The 19,330-nt window shown below is 70.2% G+C and carries 12 protein-coding genes and 3 pseudogenes; 7 read left to right on the top strand and 8 right to left on the bottom strand.

Annotation, left to right across the window (positions count from 1 at the left end; genetic code table 11):
- The 3 genes and pseudogenes from ACFY15_RS30080 to ACFY15_RS30070 form a co-directional block, all read right to left on the bottom strand.
- Positions 1 to 271: pseudogene (locus ACFY15_RS30080) on the bottom strand (hypothetical protein); the annotation flags it as partial.
- A 276-nt stretch (positions 272 to 547) separates the two neighbouring features.
- Positions 548 to 760: a hypothetical protein gene (locus tag ACFY15_RS30075; protein ID WP_390826409.1), complete on the bottom strand. Its 213-nt coding sequence runs from the start codon at positions 758 to 760 to the stop codon at positions 548 to 550.
- Positions 761 to 887: 127 nt separating this feature from the next.
- Complete coding sequence (locus ACFY15_RS30070) at positions 888 to 1,388, bottom strand: hypothetical protein (RefSeq protein WP_390826408.1); 501 nt, start codon at positions 1,386 to 1,388, stop codon at positions 888 to 890.
- Between the two features lie 614 nt (positions 1,389 to 2,002).
- Here ACFY15_RS30070 and ACFY15_RS30065 point away from each other — a divergent pair.
- Together ACFY15_RS30065 and ACFY15_RS30060 are read left to right on the top strand one after the other, a co-directional pair.
- A complete protein-coding gene (locus ACFY15_RS30065; RefSeq protein ID WP_390826407.1) occupies positions 2,003 to 5,302 on the top strand; it encodes an ALF repeat-containing protein in 3,300 nt (1,099 codons plus the stop codon).
- A gap of 126 nt (positions 5,303 to 5,428) precedes the next feature.
- Positions 5,429 to 5,782, top strand: a complete 354-nt coding sequence (locus tag ACFY15_RS30060) for a hypothetical protein (RefSeq protein ID WP_390826406.1) — start codon at positions 5,429 to 5,431, stop codon at positions 5,780 to 5,782.
- A 568-nt stretch (positions 5,783 to 6,350) separates the two neighbouring features.
- Here the strand turns inward: ACFY15_RS30060 and ACFY15_RS30055 are convergent.
- Both ACFY15_RS30055 and ACFY15_RS30050 read right to left on the bottom strand, forming a co-directional pair.
- Positions 6,351 to 7,461, bottom strand: a pseudogene (locus tag ACFY15_RS30055) (nitric oxide synthase oxygenase).
- A 101-nt stretch (positions 7,462 to 7,562) separates the two neighbouring features.
- Positions 7,563 to 7,823, bottom strand: coding sequence for a cytochrome P450 (locus tag ACFY15_RS30050; RefSeq protein ID WP_390826411.1), 261 nt, complete (start codon positions 7,821 to 7,823; stop codon positions 7,563 to 7,565).
- Between the two features lie 824 nt (positions 7,824 to 8,647).
- On the opposite strand from ACFY15_RS30050, the gene kdpB reads away from it, so the two are divergent.
- Entirely contained in the window at positions 8,648 to 10,804 is a 2,157-nt protein-coding gene (gene kdpB, locus ACFY15_RS30045; protein ID WP_390826405.1) for a potassium-transporting ATPase subunit KdpB, read from the top strand.
- Between the two features lie 955 nt (positions 10,805 to 11,759).
- Positions 11,760 to 13,802: an APC family permease gene (locus ACFY15_RS30040; protein WP_390826404.1), complete on the top strand. Its 2,043-nt coding sequence runs from the start codon at positions 11,760 to 11,762 to the stop codon at positions 13,800 to 13,802.
- Between the two features lie 178 nt (positions 13,803 to 13,980).
- On the opposite strand, the pseudogene ACFY15_RS30035 reads toward ACFY15_RS30040, so the two are convergent.
- Positions 13,981 to 15,234 (bottom strand): annotated as a pseudogene (locus ACFY15_RS30035) (IS3 family transposase).
- Between the two features lie 87 nt (positions 15,235 to 15,321).
- Between ACFY15_RS30035 and ACFY15_RS30030 the strand changes: the two are divergent.
- Positions 15,322 to 15,951, top strand: coding sequence for a hypothetical protein (locus ACFY15_RS30030; RefSeq protein ID WP_390826403.1), 630 nt, complete (start codon positions 15,322 to 15,324; stop codon positions 15,949 to 15,951).
- 43 nt (positions 15,952 to 15,994) lie between these two features.
- Positions 15,995 to 16,669: a hypothetical protein gene (locus ACFY15_RS30025; protein WP_390826402.1), complete on the top strand. Its 675-nt coding sequence runs from the start codon at positions 15,995 to 15,997 to the stop codon at positions 16,667 to 16,669.
- A 1,105-nt stretch (positions 16,670 to 17,774) separates the two neighbouring features.
- On the opposite strand, the gene ACFY15_RS30020 is transcribed toward ACFY15_RS30025, so the two are convergent.
- Positions 17,775 to 18,506: an IS3 family transposase gene (locus ACFY15_RS30020; RefSeq protein ID WP_390826401.1), complete on the bottom strand. Its 732-nt coding sequence runs from the start codon at positions 18,504 to 18,506 to the stop codon at positions 17,775 to 17,777.
- A 13-nt stretch (positions 18,507 to 18,519) separates the two neighbouring features.
- On the opposite strand from ACFY15_RS30020, the gene ACFY15_RS30015 reads away from it, so the two are divergent.
- Positions 18,520 to 19,026 (top strand): hypothetical protein, encoded by a 507-nt coding sequence (locus ACFY15_RS30015; protein WP_390826400.1) that lies wholly within the window; start codon positions 18,520 to 18,522, stop codon positions 19,024 to 19,026.
- Positions 19,027 to 19,113: 87 nt separating this feature from the next.
- Here the strand turns inward: ACFY15_RS30015 and ACFY15_RS30010 are convergent, their stop codons facing one another.
- Positions 19,114 to 19,329, bottom strand: a complete 216-nt coding sequence (locus ACFY15_RS30010; RefSeq protein ID WP_366450698.1) for a hypothetical protein — start codon at positions 19,327 to 19,329, stop codon at positions 19,114 to 19,116.
- Between the last annotated feature and the right edge of the window lies 1 nt (position 19,330).

Below are 19,330 nucleotides of genomic sequence, written 5' to 3'. Positions count from 1 at the left end.
CGCGGGACCAGACCTCCAGCAGGTCGGTCGCGCTCCCGCAGTCGGCGAGCACGATGTGCCCGTCGCCCCGCTTCAGGGTGATGCCCCGCTCCGCGGGGATCTTGTCGGCGTTCGGGTAACCGAAGTCCTCGATGGCGTAACCCGGGCCCTCATCGGCGACCGCCGTCATGGCGGAGGCTTCCGCTCGGGCCGGAGCACCGGAGCTTCCGCTCGCGATCGCGACCCATGCGAGGGCGCCCGCGCCCAGGGCGGCGCCAACAGCACGGACCATTGTCTTGCGTGCCTTCGTTGCTGTCCCAGTCATCGGTTCCGGTCCCATACCCGGAACGGCTGTCAACACGGACGTGAAGGACGCATTCTGAATAGGGGATGCACTCGTCACTGCGCGCGCACCACTCCCGAAAGCCCCCCACTTCAGAGCCGATCGTAACCGATCATGCGTGTTGTCAAACCCGGCTGTCCGAAGCGAATTTCGGCTGGATATCAATTGCACTGCCTGGGCGCCTCGGACGCTTTCGTTCCGAATCGAGTGCACGAAAAGGCGGGGTCACGCCTCGGCGGGCGCGCCGAGGGGTGACCCCGCCTTCTCTCGGCCTTTCAGACCGATCAGATCTTCCAGACCTGGTCGACGTACCGCGAATCGCCAGCCCACCTGAGTCAAGGGCGCGGCCGGGGTGGCCGGTATCAGGCCCGCCGACAGTACGGCGGAGGTGGCCAGCAGGCCGGAGACCCGCGCGGCGAGCGGACGGAGTGCGGACATGCGAGTTCCTTCGCGGGCAGGGCGCGGGCGCGCGGGCAGGGCCTCGCAGCGCTGCGGCGCCGGTCGGCCCGTCGGCCGACGGGTTCAAGGGAGTGGTGTCGAGGGACCGGAGCGGGCGCCGCCGGTGTTACTTGGTGGTGCGGATTTCCATGAGCATGAAGTCGCGGCCCTGTTTGTCGGCGCTCTCGCCGACGGGGGTCCAGGCGTTCTTGTTCACGTCGTACTTCTTCTGCTCGGTGCCCGTGGTCATGTCGACCTGGGCCGAGTAGCTGTTGCCCTTGACCGCGAAGACCGCGGGGATCTCCAGGGTCAGGTAGCCGGTGGTGCCGGTGACGCGGAAGCAGATCTTGTCGTTCGCGCGGGACCAGACCTCCAGCAGGTCGGTCGCGCTCCCGCAGTCGGCGAGCACGATGTGCCCGTCGCCCCGCTTCAGGGTGATGCCCCGCTCCGCGAGGATCTTGTCGGCGTTCGGGTAACCGAAGTCCTCGATGGCGTAACCCGGGCCCTCATCGGCGACCGCCGTCATGGCGGAGGCTTCCGCTCGGGCCGGAGCACCGGAGCTTCCGCTCGCGATCGCGACCCATGCGAGGGCGCCCGCGCCCAGGGCGGCGCCAACAGCACGGACCATTGTCTTGCGTGCCTTCATTGCTGTCCCAGTCATCGGTTCCGGTCCCATACCCGGAACGGCTGTCAACACGGACGTGAAGGCCGGGTTCCGAATAGGCGGCATGCTCGTCCAGGGCATGCTGGCCCAGGGAAGTCCCCCACTTCCGACCGGGATCGTAGCTGATCGGTCGGAGCGGAACTCAAGTGTCGGACAGGAAACTTGATGAACCTTTAGCGGCCGGAATAGGACCCTCCAGAGGGGCGGTGAGTGACTTACGTCACTTGATTCGCCGGGTTCCGCGAGTGCGGAACCCGAGATTCACATGAAGAAGGCCATCTTCAGGCGGCCGCACGCTTGTCGGAATGGCTGGTTCAGTCCGGTGGTCAAATCAACCGCCCCATGTGCTCCTGCCATTTGACGTGTGGTCAACCACTCGATTGCTGCATAAGGTCGCGGAGCAAACCTCTCGGAACCGGCCGGGCGCACCCATGCCTCGGCGAAGGAAAACGTGCGCCATCGGGCGCCGATAGCGAAGGGCCGTTTTGGACACCATCTATTGGAGCCGGCGTCGGGTTCTCGGCGCCGTTGCCGCCACCACGGTTGCCGTCACCGCATCGAGCCTCGTTCTCAACCCCGTGGCGGCTCTGGCAGCCACCGTTCCCCCGCCGGACGGCGGCGACGGCGACCCCTTCCGTCTGCCCGACACCGACCGGGCCAAGGTCGTCAAGGCGTGGCTGCTGGGCGGCAAGGCCGTCCGCGCCGCCGCCGCGGTGGCGCTGACCGGCTCCGACGCCGACGTCCAGAGCTTCCTGGCCACGAAACTGGCCTCGGAGACCGCCGAGGACAACCGCGTGGCCGTCATCAGGTCGCTCGCCGGCGGAGGCAAGGGGTCCCGGCGCGAGGCCACGGCCGCGATCAACGGCGGTGACTCCGCCATCGCCGCCTATCTCGGGGGCGGCTTCAAGGCCGCCATCATGGAGGACTTGCGGGTCGCCACGACCACGGTGATGGCCGTGGGCGGCAAGGCGGTCAACCGCGTCGGCAATACCGCCCTGACCGACGGTTCCCAGGGGGCGCTGGAGACGTTCCTCCTGGACGGCCAGTACACGGCCCGTCTGGAGGACATGCGGGTCGAGGTCTCCAAGCTCTCCTTCCAGTCGGGACCGGAGGTACAGAAGTACGCGACCCGGGCCCTCTCCGGTACCGCGAAGGACGTCGAGTGGTTCCTGGAGATCGGCCAGCACATCGCGCGGGCCCGTGACCAGGAGGCCATGAAGATCCAGGAACTGGTTGCGGTCGTCCAGCGTGAGGGCAAGAAGGCCGACGCGATGACCAAGCAGGCCGAGGAGGCCTCGGCCCGTGCCGTCGAGGCCGCCGTCAAGGCCAAGGACGCGGCTGAGAAGGCCGCCACCGAGGCCCAGGCCGCGCAGGAGGACGTCGTCAGGTCCGGCAAGGCGGCCCGCAAGGCGAGCGAGGCCGCCACCGGTGCCGCCGACGCCGCCCGGGTCGCCACCGTCGCCTCCCACGCCGCGATCCAGGCGTCGCGCCGCGCAGCCTACGCCGCCACCGCCGCGAGCCAGGCGGCCGCGAGCGCGGGCTCCGCCGCAGCCCAGGCCTACAACGCGGCCATCGCCGCGTCCAAGGACGCCTCCCAGGCGCAGGCCGCCAAGGACGCCGCCGTGGTCGCCCGCAACGCCGCGGCCCAGGCCCGCAGTGCGGCGGCCGCCGCCGACAGCGCGGCCACCGCCTCTGCCCAGGCCGCCAACGCCGGTAGCGCCGCCGCCTCCGCGGCCCGCAACGCCGCGGCTGCCGCAAACGCCTCGGCGGCCGCCGCCGAGGCCGCCGGCGCGGCCCAGGCCGAGGCCGCCGAGGCCAAGCGCCAGGCCCAGATCGCCAACACCAACGCCACCATCGCTACCAACGCCGCCGGCACCGCCCAGGCCCTGGCCAACTCGGCCGCGGCAGCCGCCCGTACCGCTCGCGACGCGGCCAACAGCGCCGCCGGCCACGCGGACAACGCCGCGGCGGCGGCCGAGTGGGCGGCGCAGTACGCAGGCCAGGCCATGGAGTACGCCAAGAAGTCCACCGAGTTCGCCAACGAGGCCACCAAGGCCGCGAACACGGCCACCGACGCCGTCGCCCAGGCCGTCGCGGTGGAGAAGGCCGCCCGTGAGGCCGAGTGGCAGCGCCTCGACCAGGACACCCAGCGGGCGATCCAGGAGGTCCGGCTGCTCGCCCAGATCGAGCAGAGCGAGCGGGCCGCGTACGCCGAGAAGCGCACCCAGGCCGAGCAGGCCGCCCAGGCCGCCAAGGACCTCATCGCCCAGGCCGAGACGGCCCTCAAGGCGGGTGACGCCGGTCTGGCGGCAGGGCTGGGCCGCAAGGCCGCTGTCGCCGTGATCGGTACCTCGCACGGGACCTGGACGCACGAGGCCGCGCGGTTCGCCCTGTCCGGCGCCGACGCCGACATCCATGTCTGGATCGACACGGACCGGCAGCTCGCCCAGCGGCAGGACGACCGGGAGACCAGCCTCTACCTCGCACGGACCCTTCCGCCGGACATCGGCTATGCCGCGGCCCGGGCTCTGGGGAGCAGTGACCCGGACGCGGCGGGCAAGTTCCTGGACGGCGGGCTCGTTCAGGCCTCCGCGATGGAAGCCCGCGTCGCGGTGACGCGCGCCCTGGCCGCCAACCCGGGCAAGGCGGTGACGAAGGCCGCCAACGCCGCGCTGAACGCCGGGACCGTGGAGGCCCTGTACGAGTTCCTCACCGTCACCGGCGAGGCGGCCCAGCGCGAGGACGACACCGTCGCCACCGCCGCCCTCCTCTCCTCGGACAAGGCCGGCCCCTACACCAGGGCCCACGCACAGGCGGCGATGGAGGGCCCGGCGTGGCTGCGCCGGAACTTCATCTCCTCCGTCCAGTTCAAGACGGCGCAGCTCGACTTCGACTCGGCCAGCCACATCGCCGCCATGCAGGGCGCGATCGCCGCGGCCGCGAAGATCGCGCAGAAGGCCCAGGAGGACGCCGCACGCGCCCAGCAGGCGGCGGCCGTCGCCCGCAACGCGGCCGCGGAGGCCGTCGAGTGGGCGAACAAGGCCGCGGACTGGGCCTCGCAGGCGGCGAACTCCGCGCAGCAGGCGAAGCTGAACGCCGACGCGGCCGACCAGTCGGCCAAGGACGCGCAGGCCTCCGCCGACAAGGCGAGTCAGGCGGCGGCCACGGCCCGCACCGCCGCGCGCTCGGCGAACTACTCCGCCAACCGCGCCTTCGAATCCGCCCGCAGCGCGTCGGCGTCCGCCAACGCCGCCCAGAACTCGGCCGCTTCCGCCCACGCGTCGGCCACCCAGGCCGGCCAGGACGCGAAGACGGCGGCCGAGGCCGCGAGCCAGGCCCACCAGATCGCCGCGGACAAGCGGCAGCAGGAGCTCGCCGCGGCGGCCAAGCAGGCGGCCGCGGACGCCCAGGCCGCCAAGGACGCGGGCAAGTCTCCGGCCGACACCGCCGACAACGACACCGTCAAGGGCGCCGACGTACCCTGGTACAAGGACGTCAAGTGGTGGGCCAACGCGACGAACTGGCTCAGCACCGGCCTCGGCTTCGCGAGCGCCCTCGCGGGCATCGGCGGGCTGATCTTCCCGCCCGCCGCCATCGTCCTGGAGCCCCTGGCCTTCGGCCTGGGCATCGCATCCGTCGCGGTCTCGGGGATCAGCACGATCCTCACAGGCATCGGATACGGCTGGAACAGCAGCGAGTTCTGGTCCTCCGCCGGCAGCACCGCCCTGGGACTCATCACCTTCGGGCAGTCCCAGTGGATCGGGGCCCTCGGTAAGGTGGGAGGCAAGGTTGTGGCTCCCGTGGCCACGAAGATCACGCAGTTCGGCCATGACCTGATCTCGCCGGTCACGTCGACGCTGTCGTACCTCTTCGGCTGACGGCGCAACCGCTGACGGCCTGAGACACGGGACCGGGCCAGGGGGAAGCTGCGCCGGCAACCCCCTGGCCCGATCCGAAAGGAGCCCGACATCCTCGCGCGACTCCCCATCGGCTGGCTGGTGGCCATGGCCGTCTTCGCCACGTCCGTCCTCTGCCTCGGTGTACAGCGCTGTCTGAGAACGCCCCGGTCGGCCGTCATGGCGGCCGGTGTCTCCGTCGTGTTCCTGCTCGTGATGACGGCGTTGGGCGGCCTGGGGGCCGTGCCGTGGAACACGCGGCAGATGGTGGTCATGTACTCCTTCATCTGGGTCGCGTTCACCATCGGCGCGATCCCGTCCGGAAGACTGCTCCGGCAGCACCTCGAAGCCGAGCGCCGACAGCCGGGAACCGAAGCCCCAGCGGTCCCGACGCGCCATGTGGTCTTCATGGTCATGACCGTCTCCCTCATGCTCCTCCTGGCGTACGCGCTCGCGACGTGACCCCTGCCGGCGAGACCGATGTTCATCGGGTGACGGGCTCATCCGTGTCCGTGCAGGTCATCAGTACGGCGTCAAAGATCGACGGGCATGCGGAAGGAACGCGTCAGGAAGCATGGCCGCGGCTGCCGATCGGCCGCAGACTGGAGCTGCGACGGAGCCGGGTGACGGTCCGGTGGCGCGCGGCTGGAGGGCGGGGACCTGAACTCCGCCGGGACAGCGCATGGTTCGGCCCGTGGGGGGTCCGGCCCGATGCGACCGCGCGTCGGTCAACCGTCGCACGGCACATGAGCCGTCCGGCATCCGGGGTGGGGGCGCCGGGGCCGGACGGCTCACGTGTTCCCGCGGACGCGTCCGGCGATACCGGCCGCCGGTGGCGAGCCGTCTGCAAGTGCTCGGGCCGGACCAGTGGCGATCCGCGCCCGCAACGGGAAATGGGCCGATGCGGTGCGGCGGTCAACCGGTGCGAGGGGACGAGCCCGCGACCAGGTAGCCGAACCCGACACCGCCACCGTGCGCCGCATCACCGGTCGACGATCCAGCACCCGGTCAATGCCGGGCACCTGCGCGGTCAGGGACGGTCGCCGGCAGCGGGACAGAAGGCAGGCCGCTGCTCCGCATCGTCGTAGTAGCGGTGGAACACGGGGGTGATTCCGCCCGAGACCGGGGCACGATCCAGCTCCAGTCGGCAGGGACCCGCCGGCCTTCACGCTCCTCCCGGGCCAGGTGGGTGAGGAAGCGCCGGGACTCGGTGTGGTGGTCGCTGATGCGTACGCCCGCGGCCCGGAAGGAATGGAGGACGGCGACGTTCAGCTCGACCAGAGCACGGTCGCGCCAGAGGGTGGCCTCGTTTCCGGTGTCGAGGCCGAGGCAGGCGGCGACGCCGGGCAGCATGGCGTAGCGGTCGTCGTCGACGAGGTTGCGGGCACCGATCTCGGTTCCCATGTACCAGCCGTTGAACGGTGCGAGCGGGTAGTCGATCCCGCCGACACGCAGGTGCATGGTGGCGATGGCGGGTACGGCGTGCCAGCGCAGGCCGAGTTCGGCGATGCGAGGGCAGTCCGGGTGGGTGATGGGTACTTCCAGCACCAGGTCACAGGGCAGTTCGAACAACTGCGGTTTGTCGTCCGGGCGTCGACGACCAGGGGCAGGACATCGAAGCGGCCGGGCTCGCGCACCTGCCAACCGAGGCCGCGTACGGCATCGGTCAGGTCCGCGTTCCGTGGATCGCCCAGGACGGTGCCATCGGCGCGGCGGTGGCCGGCGTACCGGACGAGTTGTTCGTTACACATGCGCGGGCCGGGCCGCTCGGGGGAGTCCGGTGCGAAGACGGAGATCACGGGCCTGATACGGCCGCCGTTGGTCGCCTGCCGCAGGTGCTCGCACAGGTGCCGGTGGATCTCCTCGGGGGTGGTGGCGTCGCGGCGGTCGAGGACACGCAGGCTGTTCCAGTACAGACGGCCGATGCAGCGGCTGGAGTTGCGCCAGGCGACACGGGCCCCGAAGGCCAGCTCGGCCGTCGTGTGACGGTAGGTGCCGGTGCGGTCGATCGCGGCGCGGACCTGCTCCAGCCTCCTTGCGAGCGCGACGGTCCGGGCGGGCTGCTCGGTGTGGAACTGGCGCAGGAACTCCTCCGCCTCGGCACGGTCGGCCGCGCCGCCGGTCTGTGGTGGTACGGGGATCGGTGCGACGTCGCAGGTCACGTTTGCCTCGCAGGAAGGGGAGCGCGCGGTCCTGCCGGCAGGGCGTGACCGCGCGGGTCGGTCCGGTCGGGACCGGCTGGTCAGCGGAGGCTGAGGGGGAGGGACCGCAAGGAGCGGAACTCCAGGTTCTCGTTCCAGACGGGCTCGCCCGCCGGCCGCAGACCGGGGAAGCGGCCGAGCAGTGCGACGAAGAACCACTTCAGCTGCAGGGCCGCGATCTGCCGGCCCAGACAGGAGTGGACTCCGAGGCCGAACGACAACTGCCGCCCGCTGTTGGGGCGTTCGAGGTCGAAGGTGTCCGGCCGCTCGAAGACGTCCGGGTCCCGGTTGGCCGCGCCCAGGGTTTGCGGGCGCGGCCGTCGCCGGCAGCTGATGGGGCGTCGGCCGCCCGCATTCGGATGGCCAGATCCGTGCGTACGGGGCCCGTCAGGAAATTGTCAAACATCCGCAGAGTTCGGGGGATCGACCGTGCTCCGGCATCGCGGAACGTGATGGTCATGTACTCCTTCACCTGGGTCGGCTTCACCGCCGGCGCGATCCCGTCCGGCAGGCTCCTGCGCGACCACCTCCGCTCCGGCGGAGAGCATCCGGCACCCCAGGACGGCAGCCGTGTGGTCCCGGTCCGCCACGTGGTCTTCATGTGCGTGACCGTGTCCGCCATGCTCCTCCTGGCCCACGTCCTCGCCACCCGATCGGGACCTGCCGGCGGCCGGAAAGGGGCAGCCCGAGCCGACCCCGCTGTGGAGGCGGTTCCTGCGGAACCGGCGGGGCGCGGTTGTCGCAACGCCGTCCGCCGGAACACCGACTGGGTGATTGGCTCCGCTTCTGCGTCACCACGTGAGCCGGGACGCCCACCCGCCGGTCCGGCCGAGCACCCCGACAGGGCGCTTCTTACGCGGCTCTGATGTGTTCTTGGCGGAATTCCCAGCACGGGCGTCAAAGGCGTGGCAATTCCTCTTCCCAAGCCGCGCGGGCGGCCGTCCGGTCCGGTAGCTTCCTGCCCGTTCCCGCTGCCGGGGGCCCAGACACAGTGCGTGCGACGGCTGAGGGGCCATGCAATCCGGTTCCCGGCAGCGGCTCTTCCCGTACAGCCGGCCCATGCCGCGCACCCGGCCGACCCGACCAGTCTGCCTACCCCCGCTTCACGTCAGAAGGTTCACCTCGCATGCATTCCGCCGCCACCGCGCAGCACACCCCTCCGGGCCTGGGGAGCCCGTCCCCGCCGCCCGTGACCCGGCCCCCGCACCGGCGTGCGGGCCCGTCGGCCCGGCTGCTGGAGCCGGGGCAGCTCGCGGAGGCGGCCGGTGAGGCGGTGCGCAAACTGCACCCGCGCGCCCTGTCTCGGAAGCCGGTGCTGCTGGTCGTGGCGGTCGGGTCGGTCCTGACCACCCTGTCGGCCGTGATCCACCCGTCGGTCTTCACTTGGGTGATCAGCGGCTGGCTGTGGCTCACGGTGCTGTTCGCGAATCTCGCCGAAGCGGTGGCGGAGGGCCGCGGACGTGCCCAGGCCGCGTCCTTGCGCAAGGCCCGTACCGACACCGTCGCGCTGCGGATCAAGCACTGGTCGTACGGTACGAACGCGCACCGGGCCGAGACGGAGGCCGTCACCCCGGACGAGCTCCAGCCGATGGACTTCGTCCTGGTCGAGGCCGGCGAGCTGATCCCGGCCGACGGCGACGTCGTGGACGGCGCCGCGATGGTCGACGAGTCGGCCGTCACCGGCGAATCCGCCCCCGTCCTGAGGGAGTCGGGAGGCGACAAGTCCGGTGTCACCGGCGGTACGACCGTTCTGTCGGACTCGATCGTCGTCCGCGTGACCTCCCGTCCCGGAAACAGCTTCCTCGACCGGATGATCGCGCTGGTCGAGGGTGCCGCCAGGCAGAAGACGCCCAACGAGATCGCCCTCAACATCCTCCTGGCCGCCCTCACGATCGTCTTCGTCCTGGTGGTGATCACCCTCCAGCCGATGGCCGACCACGCGAAGGCCGCCCAGAGCACCGCCGTCCTCGTCGCCCTGCTCGTCACCCTCATCCCCACCACCATCGGAGCCCTGCTCTCCGCGATCGGCATCGCCGGCATGGACCGCCTCGTCCGGCGCAACGTCCTGGCCATGTCCGGCCGCGCGGTGGAGGCGGCGGGGGACGTGAACACCCTGCTCCTCGACAAGACCGGCACCATCACCCTCGGCAACCGCGAGGCGGCCGCCCTCATCCCGCTGCCCGGCCAGGACCTGGGCAAGCTCGCGGACGCCGCCCAGCTGTCCTCCCTCGCGGACGAGACCCCCGAAGGCCGCTCCGTCGTCGCCCTGGCGCAGCAGTACGGCGTCCAGCCCCCGGCCGAGGGCGAGCTGAGCAACCCGCACTTCGTGGAGTTCAGCGCCCGGACCCGGATGAGTGGGCTCAACCTGAGCTGGCCGAACGGTGTCGGCGTCGCCATCCGCAAGGGGGCCGTGGCCGAGGTCGCCGAATGGGTGGCGCTGCGCGGCGGCACCGTCCAGGCCGAGGCCGTTGCCTGGGCTGACTCGGTGTCCGCCTCCGGCGGCACCCCGCTGCTGGTGGCCGTCCACGACTGGGACGGGCCGCGGGTGCTCGGCATCATCCACCTCAAGGACGTGGTCAAGGACGGCATCCGCGAACGCTTCGCGCAGCTGCGCTGCATGGGCATCCGCACCGTCATGGTGACCGGCGACAACCCGCTGACCGCCAAGGCCATCGCGGCCGAGGCAGGCGTCGACGAGTACCTCGCGCGGGCCACCCCCGAGGACAAGCTCGCCCTCATCAGGCGCGAGCAGGAGGGCGGCAAGCTCGTCGCGATGACCGGCGACGGCACCAACGACGCCCCGGCCCTCGCCCAGGCGGACGTGGGCGTGGCGATGAACTCGGGCACGTCGGCCGCCAAGGAGGCCGGGAACATGGTCGACCTGGACTCCAACCCGACCAAGCTGATCGAGATCGTCGAGATCGGCAAGCAGCTCCTCATCACCCGGGGCGCCCTGACGACCTTCTCCATCACGAACGACGTCGCGAAGTACTTCGCCATCATCCCGGCGATGTTCGCCTCGGCCTACCCGGGTCTGGGAGCCCTCAACGTCATGGGCCTGCACAGCCCGCAGTCCGCCATCGCCTCGGCGATCATCTTCAACGCCCTGATCATCATCGCTCTCATCCCGCTCGCCCTGCGCGGCGTCCGCTACCGGCCCGCTTCCGCGCACGACCTGCTGCGCCGCAACCTCGCCGTCTACGGCCTCGGCGGCCTGGTCGCACCCTTCGTCGGCATCAAACTCATCGACCTGCTGGTCTCCCTCATCCCCGGCATCGGATGAAGCCCGTCAGGGCCGCGTCAGAGCCGCATCAGGTCCCTTGAACGGGCCCGGCGCACCCCGTTGGATGGTGGAGCGCCCGGCAAGCGCCCGGTTCTCCGCCCACCCCTGACCAAGGCCGCAAGGCCGACCGGTGCGAACCTCCCTTCCCGCCGCCGGTTCCCTCGCCGGGGCGGCCCCCGTCCGGGCCGCCCCGGCCCTTCCTCCGTCCGCACCAGAGGTGCCCTTCCGTGACAGAGCTCCAGGCTCCCCATGCGACCGCTTCCCGTCCGGCGTGCCCGGCCTGACCGCACTCGCCGAGACCCGCCCTTCCGGCCCGCCTCCCAAGGGGTGTGACCGTCCGGCGGCTGGTGACTGGGGATGCCGAGGCTCTGGAGGGCCTGGGGCCGGAGTCCGGGTGGATCTTACGGAACGGATTGCCGGTGAGCACCTTCATGTCCAGCTCGACCCGTGCGCCGTCGTGGTCCTGCAACACCACCCGTTCGGCGCCCCGACCGGCCAGCGCACTCGGAGGAGGCGGTCCGTCCGTACCTGCCGCTTGCCCAGCAGTCCGCACGCGGTCACCCACCCGGCCCCTGCGGCGACATGGTCGGGCACCAGGACGGCGAGGAGCAGGAGCGCGAGCCCGCACCACAGCGCTGCACGACCTGTGCTGAAAGCCCCCGCGAGCAGGTCGACCAGCAGGAGGAGCGACAGCAGAGCGCCCGAGCAGACCATCGCTTCGCGCAGTGCACCGGGCCCCGTGCCGGTCCGTGACCGGTCCTTCTGGTGCCCCGGTGCGGGCGCCCGGAGCGCGTCCCATGGGCTGAGCCCAGGGGCGCCGGCGGTGACCACTGTGGATCTTGACGGGTTCCTGATGTGTCGCAGATGCCATCCTGACGCGGTGGCTCGTTACACCCAATGCCGCGCCCCCGCGCCGACCTCCGGTCGACCTGCTTACGATCAGGCTGTGCCGAGGGTGACGGAAATACTCAAGCGGCTTGTGATCGGTCGGGCCAAGCGCAGCGAGGAGCTGGGCGAGACCCTGCTGCCGAAGCGGCTGGCGCTGCCGATCTTCGCCTCCGACCCGCTGTCGTCGGTGGCGTACGCCACGCAGGAGATCCTGCTGGTGCTCACCCTCGGCGGTCTGGCCTACCTGCACTTCACCCCGTGGATCGCCGCCGCGGTCATCGCGCTGATGACCGTGGTCGTGCTGTCGTACCGCCAGGTGGTCCACGCGTACCCGAGCGGCGGCGGATCGTACGAGGTCGCCACCACCAACCTCGGTGCCTCCGCCGGCCTCGTCGTGGCGGCCTCGCTGCTTGTCGACTACGTCATGACGGTGGCCGTGTCGGTGGCCTCCGGAGTGGACAACATCATCTCGGCGCTGCCCTCACTGGCCGACTACCGGGTGCCGATGGCCCTGTTCTTCGTCGCGCTCCTGACGGCCATGAACCTGCGCGGCGTGCGTGAGTCCGGCCAGCTCTTCGCCGCCCCCACCTACCTGTTCATCGGCGGCGTGCTGATCATGGTCGGCACCGGCCTGCTGCGCTACCTCCTCGGCGACGCACCGGTCGCCGAGACGGCCCAGTACGGGATCACCCCCGAGGAGGGCGACGCGGGCCTGGCGGGCCTGGCCCTGGTCATGCTGGTCCTGCGGGCCTTCTCCAGCGGCTGTACGGCACTGACCGGTGTGGAGGCGATCTCCAACGGCGTGCCGGCGTTCCGCAAGCCCAAGTCGAAGAACGCGGCCAGCACCATGGCGTCGATGGGCGTCATCGCGGTCGCCATGTTCGCCGGGGTCACCACCCTCGCCATCGTCTCGAAGGTGCACATCGCCGAGGACGCCTGCCGGCTCACGGGCCTGGCCGACTGCGAGGGCTATACGCAGCGCACGGTCATCGCCCAGCTGGCAGCGGCGGTGTTCGGGGGCAGCGACAGCGTCGGCTTCTACTACATCCAGGCAGCGACGGCCCTGATCCTGATCCTCGCCGCGAACACCGCCTTCAACGGCTTCCCACTGCTGGCCTCGATCCTCGCCCAGCACCGCTACCTGCCGCGCCAGCTGCACAACCGCGGTGACCGGCTGGCCTTCTCCAACGGGATCCTGGCCCTGGCCGTCGTCGCCGGGCTCCTGCTGTTCGGCTACAAGGCGAACGTCACCAGCCTGATCCACCTCTACATTCTCGGCGTCTTCACCTCCTTCACCCTCTCCCAGTCCGGCATGGTCCGACACTGGAACCGCGAACTGCGCACCGAGACGGACCCGGCCGCACGCCGCCGGCACCAACTGGCACGCGTCATCAACGCCACCGGCGCGCTGGTCACCGGCCTCGTCCTGGTGATCGTGCTCGCCACCAAATTCACCCAGGGAGCCTGGCTGGCCGTCCTCGCCGCGATCCTGTTGTGGCTGATGATGCGCGGAATTCGGCGGCACTACGACCACACCGCCGCCGAACTCGCCGTCACCGACGCACGCGCGGATGGTGCGGCGCCTTCGCGCGTACGGGCGATCGTCCTGGTCTCCATCGTCCACAAGCCGACCCTGCGAGCGCTGGCGTACGCACGGGCGTTCCGCCCCGACCACCTGGAAGCCCTGACGGTCGCCGTCGACCGCGACTCCGTGGCAGCCCTGCGCAAGCAGTGGGACGACTTCGAGATCCAGGTGCCGCTGAAGGTCCTCGAATCCCCGTACCGCGAGATCACCAAGCCGGTGGTCGAATACGTACGCTCCGTGGGGCGGGCCGATCCCCGCGACGTCATCGCCGTCTTCATCCCCGAGTACGTCGTCGGCCACTGGTGGGAGAACCTCCTGCACAACCAGTCCGCGCTGTGGCTCAAGACCCGCCTGCTCTTCACCCCCGGTGTGATGGTGGCGAGCGTCCCGTGGCAGCTGAGTTCCGCCGCCGTCGCCGACCACGCGGCCGCCCGCGCCCCCGGCTCGGTCCGCCGAGGCGAACCCCCCAACCCCCCGGACCACGTGCCCGCGGGCACCGCGGCGCGCGACACCGGACACACCTGACGACGCACCCATGAGGATCCGGTCAGTGACCCGTCCGGATGGCCGGCGCCTGGCCGGGGCGCACCGGTGGTCAAGCGCGCGCATCCGGCACTTCCGCCGGGCGGGCCGCTGGAACCGCGGCCCGTCGCTCGACCGTTCCGGGCACTCTCGCTGAACCGTTCCGGGTTCGGTAGAGATCTCAGATGTTGTGTGTGACCTGGGCTTTCGTGGTGCTCGGGTAGTGGTTGGCTTCGTATTCGGCGGGCGGGATGTGCCCTATTTCACCGTGGAGCCGGGTGTGGTTGTACCAGTCGGTCCGTTCGGCGGTGGCGAGCTCGACCTGGGCGAGGGATCGCCAGGGTCGCTGCGGCTTGATCACCTCGGTTTTGAAGAGGCCGATCGTGGACTCCATCAGCGCGTTGTCGTAGGCGTCGCCGACCGATCCGATCGAGGCGGCGATGCCGGCCTTCTCCAAGTGCCCGGCCAGCGTGAAGGACGTACATTGCGAGCCCGCGTCCGAGTGATGAACCAACTCACCTGGCAGAGGCGGGTGTTGGTCACGGTCGCGTTGAGCGCAGTCCCATGTCCAAGGCGTCCAGCACGAGCCGGGTCTGCTTCGTGGTCGAGGCGGACCAGCCGACGATCCGGCGGGAGAAGGTGTCCACGACGAAGGCGACGTAGACGACGCCGGAGAACGTGGCGACATGGGTGAAGTCGGCGACCCAGCAGCGGTTCGGCGCGCTGGCGACGAAGTCGCGGTCGACCAGGTCCGGCGCCCTGGGCGCGGAGGGGTCCGGGATCGTGGTGATCACTCTCTTGCCGCGGACGGCGCCGGTGATGCCGAGCTCGCGCATGAGGCGTTCGACGGTGCAGCGGGCCACGGTCCGGCCCTGGCGGTTCAGGTGCCGCCAGATCTTCCTCGCGCCGTAGACGCGGTAGTTGGCGTCGTATGTCTCCTGGATCATGCCCTTCAGCTCGGCATCACGAACGGTGCGGGCCGAGGGTGCCTGCCGGCGCTTGTGGTGGGCGTAGTAGGTGGACGGGGCGATCTTGCAGTCGTGCTCAGTCAGAACACGGCAGATCGGCTCGACTCCGCCGAAGCGGTCCCGGTGCTCGTCGATGAACGCTACGAGCGTGTGTGTGGCCGGTTGAGCTCGGCCGCGAAGAAACTCGCCGCAGCCTTCAAGATCTCGTTCGCCCGCTTCAGCTCGGCGTTCTCCCTCTTCAGTCGCTTCAGCTCGGCCGACTCCTCCGTCGTCGTCCCCGGCCGGGTCCCGGCGTCGATCTGGTCCTGACGGACCCACTTGCGCAGCGTCTCGGCCGTCCCGATGCCGAGCTTCGCGGCGACCGCTTTCATCGCGGCCCACTCGGTGTCGTAGTCGGGCCGCACCTCGGCGACCATGCGCACCGCACGACGGCGCAGCTCAAGCGGGTACTGGGACGGACGTGCCATGACCCGATCCTCTCAAATGATCGAGTCCCTACCGAACCCGGAACGGTTCATGCAGCCTTATGGGTGAGGTGAGTACCAAATCCTCTGATGACGACCATGCGGGCGGGTACAACCCGTGATGTGCTCGAGAAACTGATGCGGCGTGGTCAACCCGTTCTCATGGCGGCTTGTCTGTCCGTCGTGCTTGTCGCGCCCGGGACGGTGCGGGCTGCCGGACGCGATGCCTCGGATGAGCTGTACACCTATTCCAACGATGAGTACGTCAAACGGTTTGGCGAGCAGTCTGCTCGGGCGGTTGGCGTGCGGATGTTTTCCGACCCGTCGGCGCCGGCAGTTGGTGCAGTGCTCGACCCACAGCAGCCCTGGCACAAGGTCAACTGGTCCGTGCGGGACTGGGACGGCCACGACTTTCCGACCCGCCACGGCACCGCCGCCTTCGGGTGGCAGCATGCCTCCGCCAAGCACAACATGCGCAGCGAGAAGGCGATCGATGCTCCCTACCACGGGAGGGCCGACAAGGTTTCCGGCACCCGTGCGGAGTACTGGGGTGTCATCGCCACCAACAGTGGCCAGGTACGCATGAACACGGTCAGCGTGGCCGAGCGGGGCGACCGGGGGCCTGGAGGCGAGAGGACCCCTGACGGGCGCCCGCTGGGGACCATGACCGCGTACTGCGTGGGCCAGACCCTCTGCCCCGACTGGGTCAACGACCTGTGACGACCCGCACCGGCCACCGGACGAGATCGGGGAGAGCGCACCCATGGACGACCACTTCACCGAGGCCCTTCTGGTTCTGCGCCGGTTCATCGGCGTCCCCCTCCCGGCCACCGACTGGCGCATCCGCGCGTTGGTCCAGCCGGACGGTGAGCGCATCCGCGTCCGTCTCGCCGACACCGCCGGACAGAACGTCCTCGTGGACCTGCCGACCAGCTTCGGCCGGGAGCGCGGCAGCTGGTGGTACGTCGGCGCTCTGCGCCATACGGCCGGCGGACTGGCCGCGGGAACGGTTTCCGTGGCCGCCGAGCGGCAGGGGATTCCCTACGTCGACGTGGCCGAGCTGGTCGGCTCGGTCGTTCCCGAAGCAGCCGAGGTCACCCTGGACGACGGCATTGACTACCTCATCGCCGACCTCGCCGGCGACCCCCTCTGGCACGACGCGACTCCATCCGTTGCCCCCGGGCTCTACGTCCTGACGGGGTTCGACCACCACGCCCCCGGCGTCGTCCGGGTCTACCTCGACCACGAGGGCCGCACCATCGGCGTCGATTTTCCCCTGTCCGATGACGGAACTCTGCGACCGGTCCAGTGGTGGGCCTCGACCAAGCTCATCGCCCTCTTGCGTCCGGAGGAACCCACGACCCTGGCCGCTCACCAGTCCCACGACACCCACGACCCCCTCTGCGAAGCCGTCTACGACCTGACTGAGTGGGCCTGACGTCAGCATGCCCGCCGCATCACTACGCTGAGTGAGGAAGTGCGAGGTCGGGATGTGCTCCCTCGGTCACCGGTTCGCCCCACCCGCAGACCACCAGGCGATTCCGGCGAGACCCCGTGCTGGTTCCGTGCTGGTTCGGTAGGCGCCAGATGTGAGAACCGGCAGGTCATAGGCCTGACCGGATGAGTTGTCGCACCACTCTATGGTCGTTCCTATGAGGCTCGCGGCCACGACTCGTGACAGCGAGCCTCTTGCGCTCTTCTGGGTGTCGGAGGCGCTCATGGTCACCACTTCCGGAGGGGGGCGGGGTGACCGCAGATTAGGAACTCGCAGGCCAGCGGCCCATGTTGGCGAACCACACACTGGAAGCGGTGGACGTGGCTTGACTCACCATCGGTTGCCGCTGGCTGATCTGCGAGTGGCCCGCCCGCGCAGCGCGGGGGCGTCTTCTGGAGAACCCGTGCTGACTTCGTGCTGACCTGGAGGCACCTCTGATCACCTGGTATCACCTCTCCCGTGCTGACCTGGTGCTGACTTGAGGCAGCGGATTTCGCCACTGAGGGTGACGAAGGGGCGGAGGCCCGCCGCTCTCGCCTCGCCGAAGAGGGGCGGGCCGGAGCAGGCTCAGCCCTGATTGCGCCGGTCCCGGGCGAGGCGAAGCAGCCGGTCGGGATCGAGGCCCAGAGCGTTAAGGAGCTCCAGGCAGCCGGGCCAGGATCGAGCGCGGCTCGCGACTCGGAATCGCCGCTCGGTCACGCTCCTCTGCGGATGCACCCCGCGCCGTCGGCACGCTGCTCTCGATGGGACGCAGGCGATCGTTGTTGTACCTGCTTGGGCGTGGCACCATTGCTCCCTACGCGGCCTTGCCGAGCTCCAGGCCGCCGTGGTGCTTGAGCCTGCGGCAAACCTGCAAGGCGACTACGGTCGCGTCGCCCCCAGAAGCGCGAGCGTCGATCACCATGCCCCCGTCGGGACTGAAGACGCACGCCCGCAGGGTGTAGGCGGTGCCTGAAGTTTCCCCGTGATCTTGGACACGGTGTCGTTATGCCGCGAGGGCCTGGTCTTGCCGGTAGCGCAGGCGGGTTTCGTGGGGCGTGAGGTAGCCTCAGTGGATGTGCTTGCGCAGGCGGCGTCTGTTGTAGAAAGTCTCGATGAAGTCGAAGATGGCGGCGCGGGCGGCGGTCCGACTGAGCCAGAAGCGGGTGCCGATCTCCTCTTTGAGGACGGCCCAGAAACTTTCCGCGGCGGCGTTGTCGAAGCAGCTTCCGGTCCGGCCCATGCTCTGCTGGTAGCCCAACTCACGGATCCTGTCGCGGAGTTGACCGGAGGTGTATTCCGATCCGCGATCACTGTGGATCACGCAGCCGGGTTCCAGGCGGCCCAGTGCGTCGGCCATGTCCAAGGCGTCGACGACCAGCTCGGCGCGATGGTGATCGGCCATCGAGTAGCCGATGACCTCGCGGGTGGCCAGGTCCAACCACGAGGCGAGGTAGAGCCAGCCCTCGGCGGTGGGGATGTAGGTGATATCCCCGACGATCTTCATGCCTGGGCGGGCGGCGGTGAAGTCCCGGCCGATCAGGTCGGGTGAGGGGGCGGCCCTGGTGTCGGCCTTGGTCAGGCTGCGGCGGCCGGTGCGCCGGCTGTTCCCGGCGATGCCGTGCTCTCGCATGACCCGGGCCACCCGCTTGTGGTTGACCGGCCGCCCCTGCCGGCGCAGTTCGGCGGTGACGCGCGGGACGCCGTAGTTCCGCCGGGACGCGAAGTGGATCACGGTGATCTCGTGCGCCAGGGCCTCATCGGCCTGCCGCCTCGCCTCGCGGGCCTCCGTTCCGGCCACCCACGCGTAGTAGGTGGAGCGGGCGGTTGACGCCACGCTGTCCGGCGCGAGCGGTGACCACTGGCTGCCCGCCCTGGCGCACAGCGACTACCACCGCGACCCCGACCGGATCGGCGGCCCCCAGACCGTCGTCCTCGCCGACGACCTGTCCCGCGAGGCGATCCTGGCGGGGCTGCGCGCCGGACGCGCCTACGCCGCCGAATCCTGCGCCGTCTCCCTGGACTTCACCGCCGTCACCGGGCGGGGAGCCCCTGCGGGCATCGGGGAGACGCTGGAGGCCGCCGCCCCGGACGCGGAGGTACGCGTACGACTGTCGGCGACCGGCGCGGAGGGCTGCGAACTGCGCCTGGTCACGGACCAGGGCCTGGTGCACACCGTGCCCGCGGCCACGTCCCTGGAATGGCGCACGATGCCCGCCCGCACCGCCTACGTCCGCGCGGAGGTCCGCCACCCGGCCCAGGCGCCGCCCCTCCCCGGCCCGCCGGCCGCCCTCACCAATCCGATCTGGCTGCGCCCCTGACACAGTCGACTGATGGACAGTCAATTCGGTCGTGCACAAAGAGAGTTGCTACGTCGTCCGGCTTCTTCTCGCCATCCCCGGACGCTGCTACGCTCCAGGCGGCCAGCGCTCAGGGCCCTGTTCTTCGCGTCCTCGATTGGAGGTGAGGGAAACAATGTTGAGCTTCTCCGGCCAGGTCGGCAGCACCGCCACCGGCGGTGCGTTCGTCCAGGTGGCACCGGGAGCCAGCACCACCTGTGGTGGCGGGAACTGCTGCTGCAGCTCGTGCTGCAGCTGGTAGCCGTCCCAGTCGAGCGGGGTCACC

The sequence above is a fragment of the Streptomyces sp. NPDC001373 genome, assembly GCF_042895815.1.
GTDB lineage: Bacteria > Actinomycetota > Actinomycetes > Streptomycetales > Streptomycetaceae > Streptomyces.
This window is presented reverse-complemented; position numbering and strand designations above follow the sequence as displayed.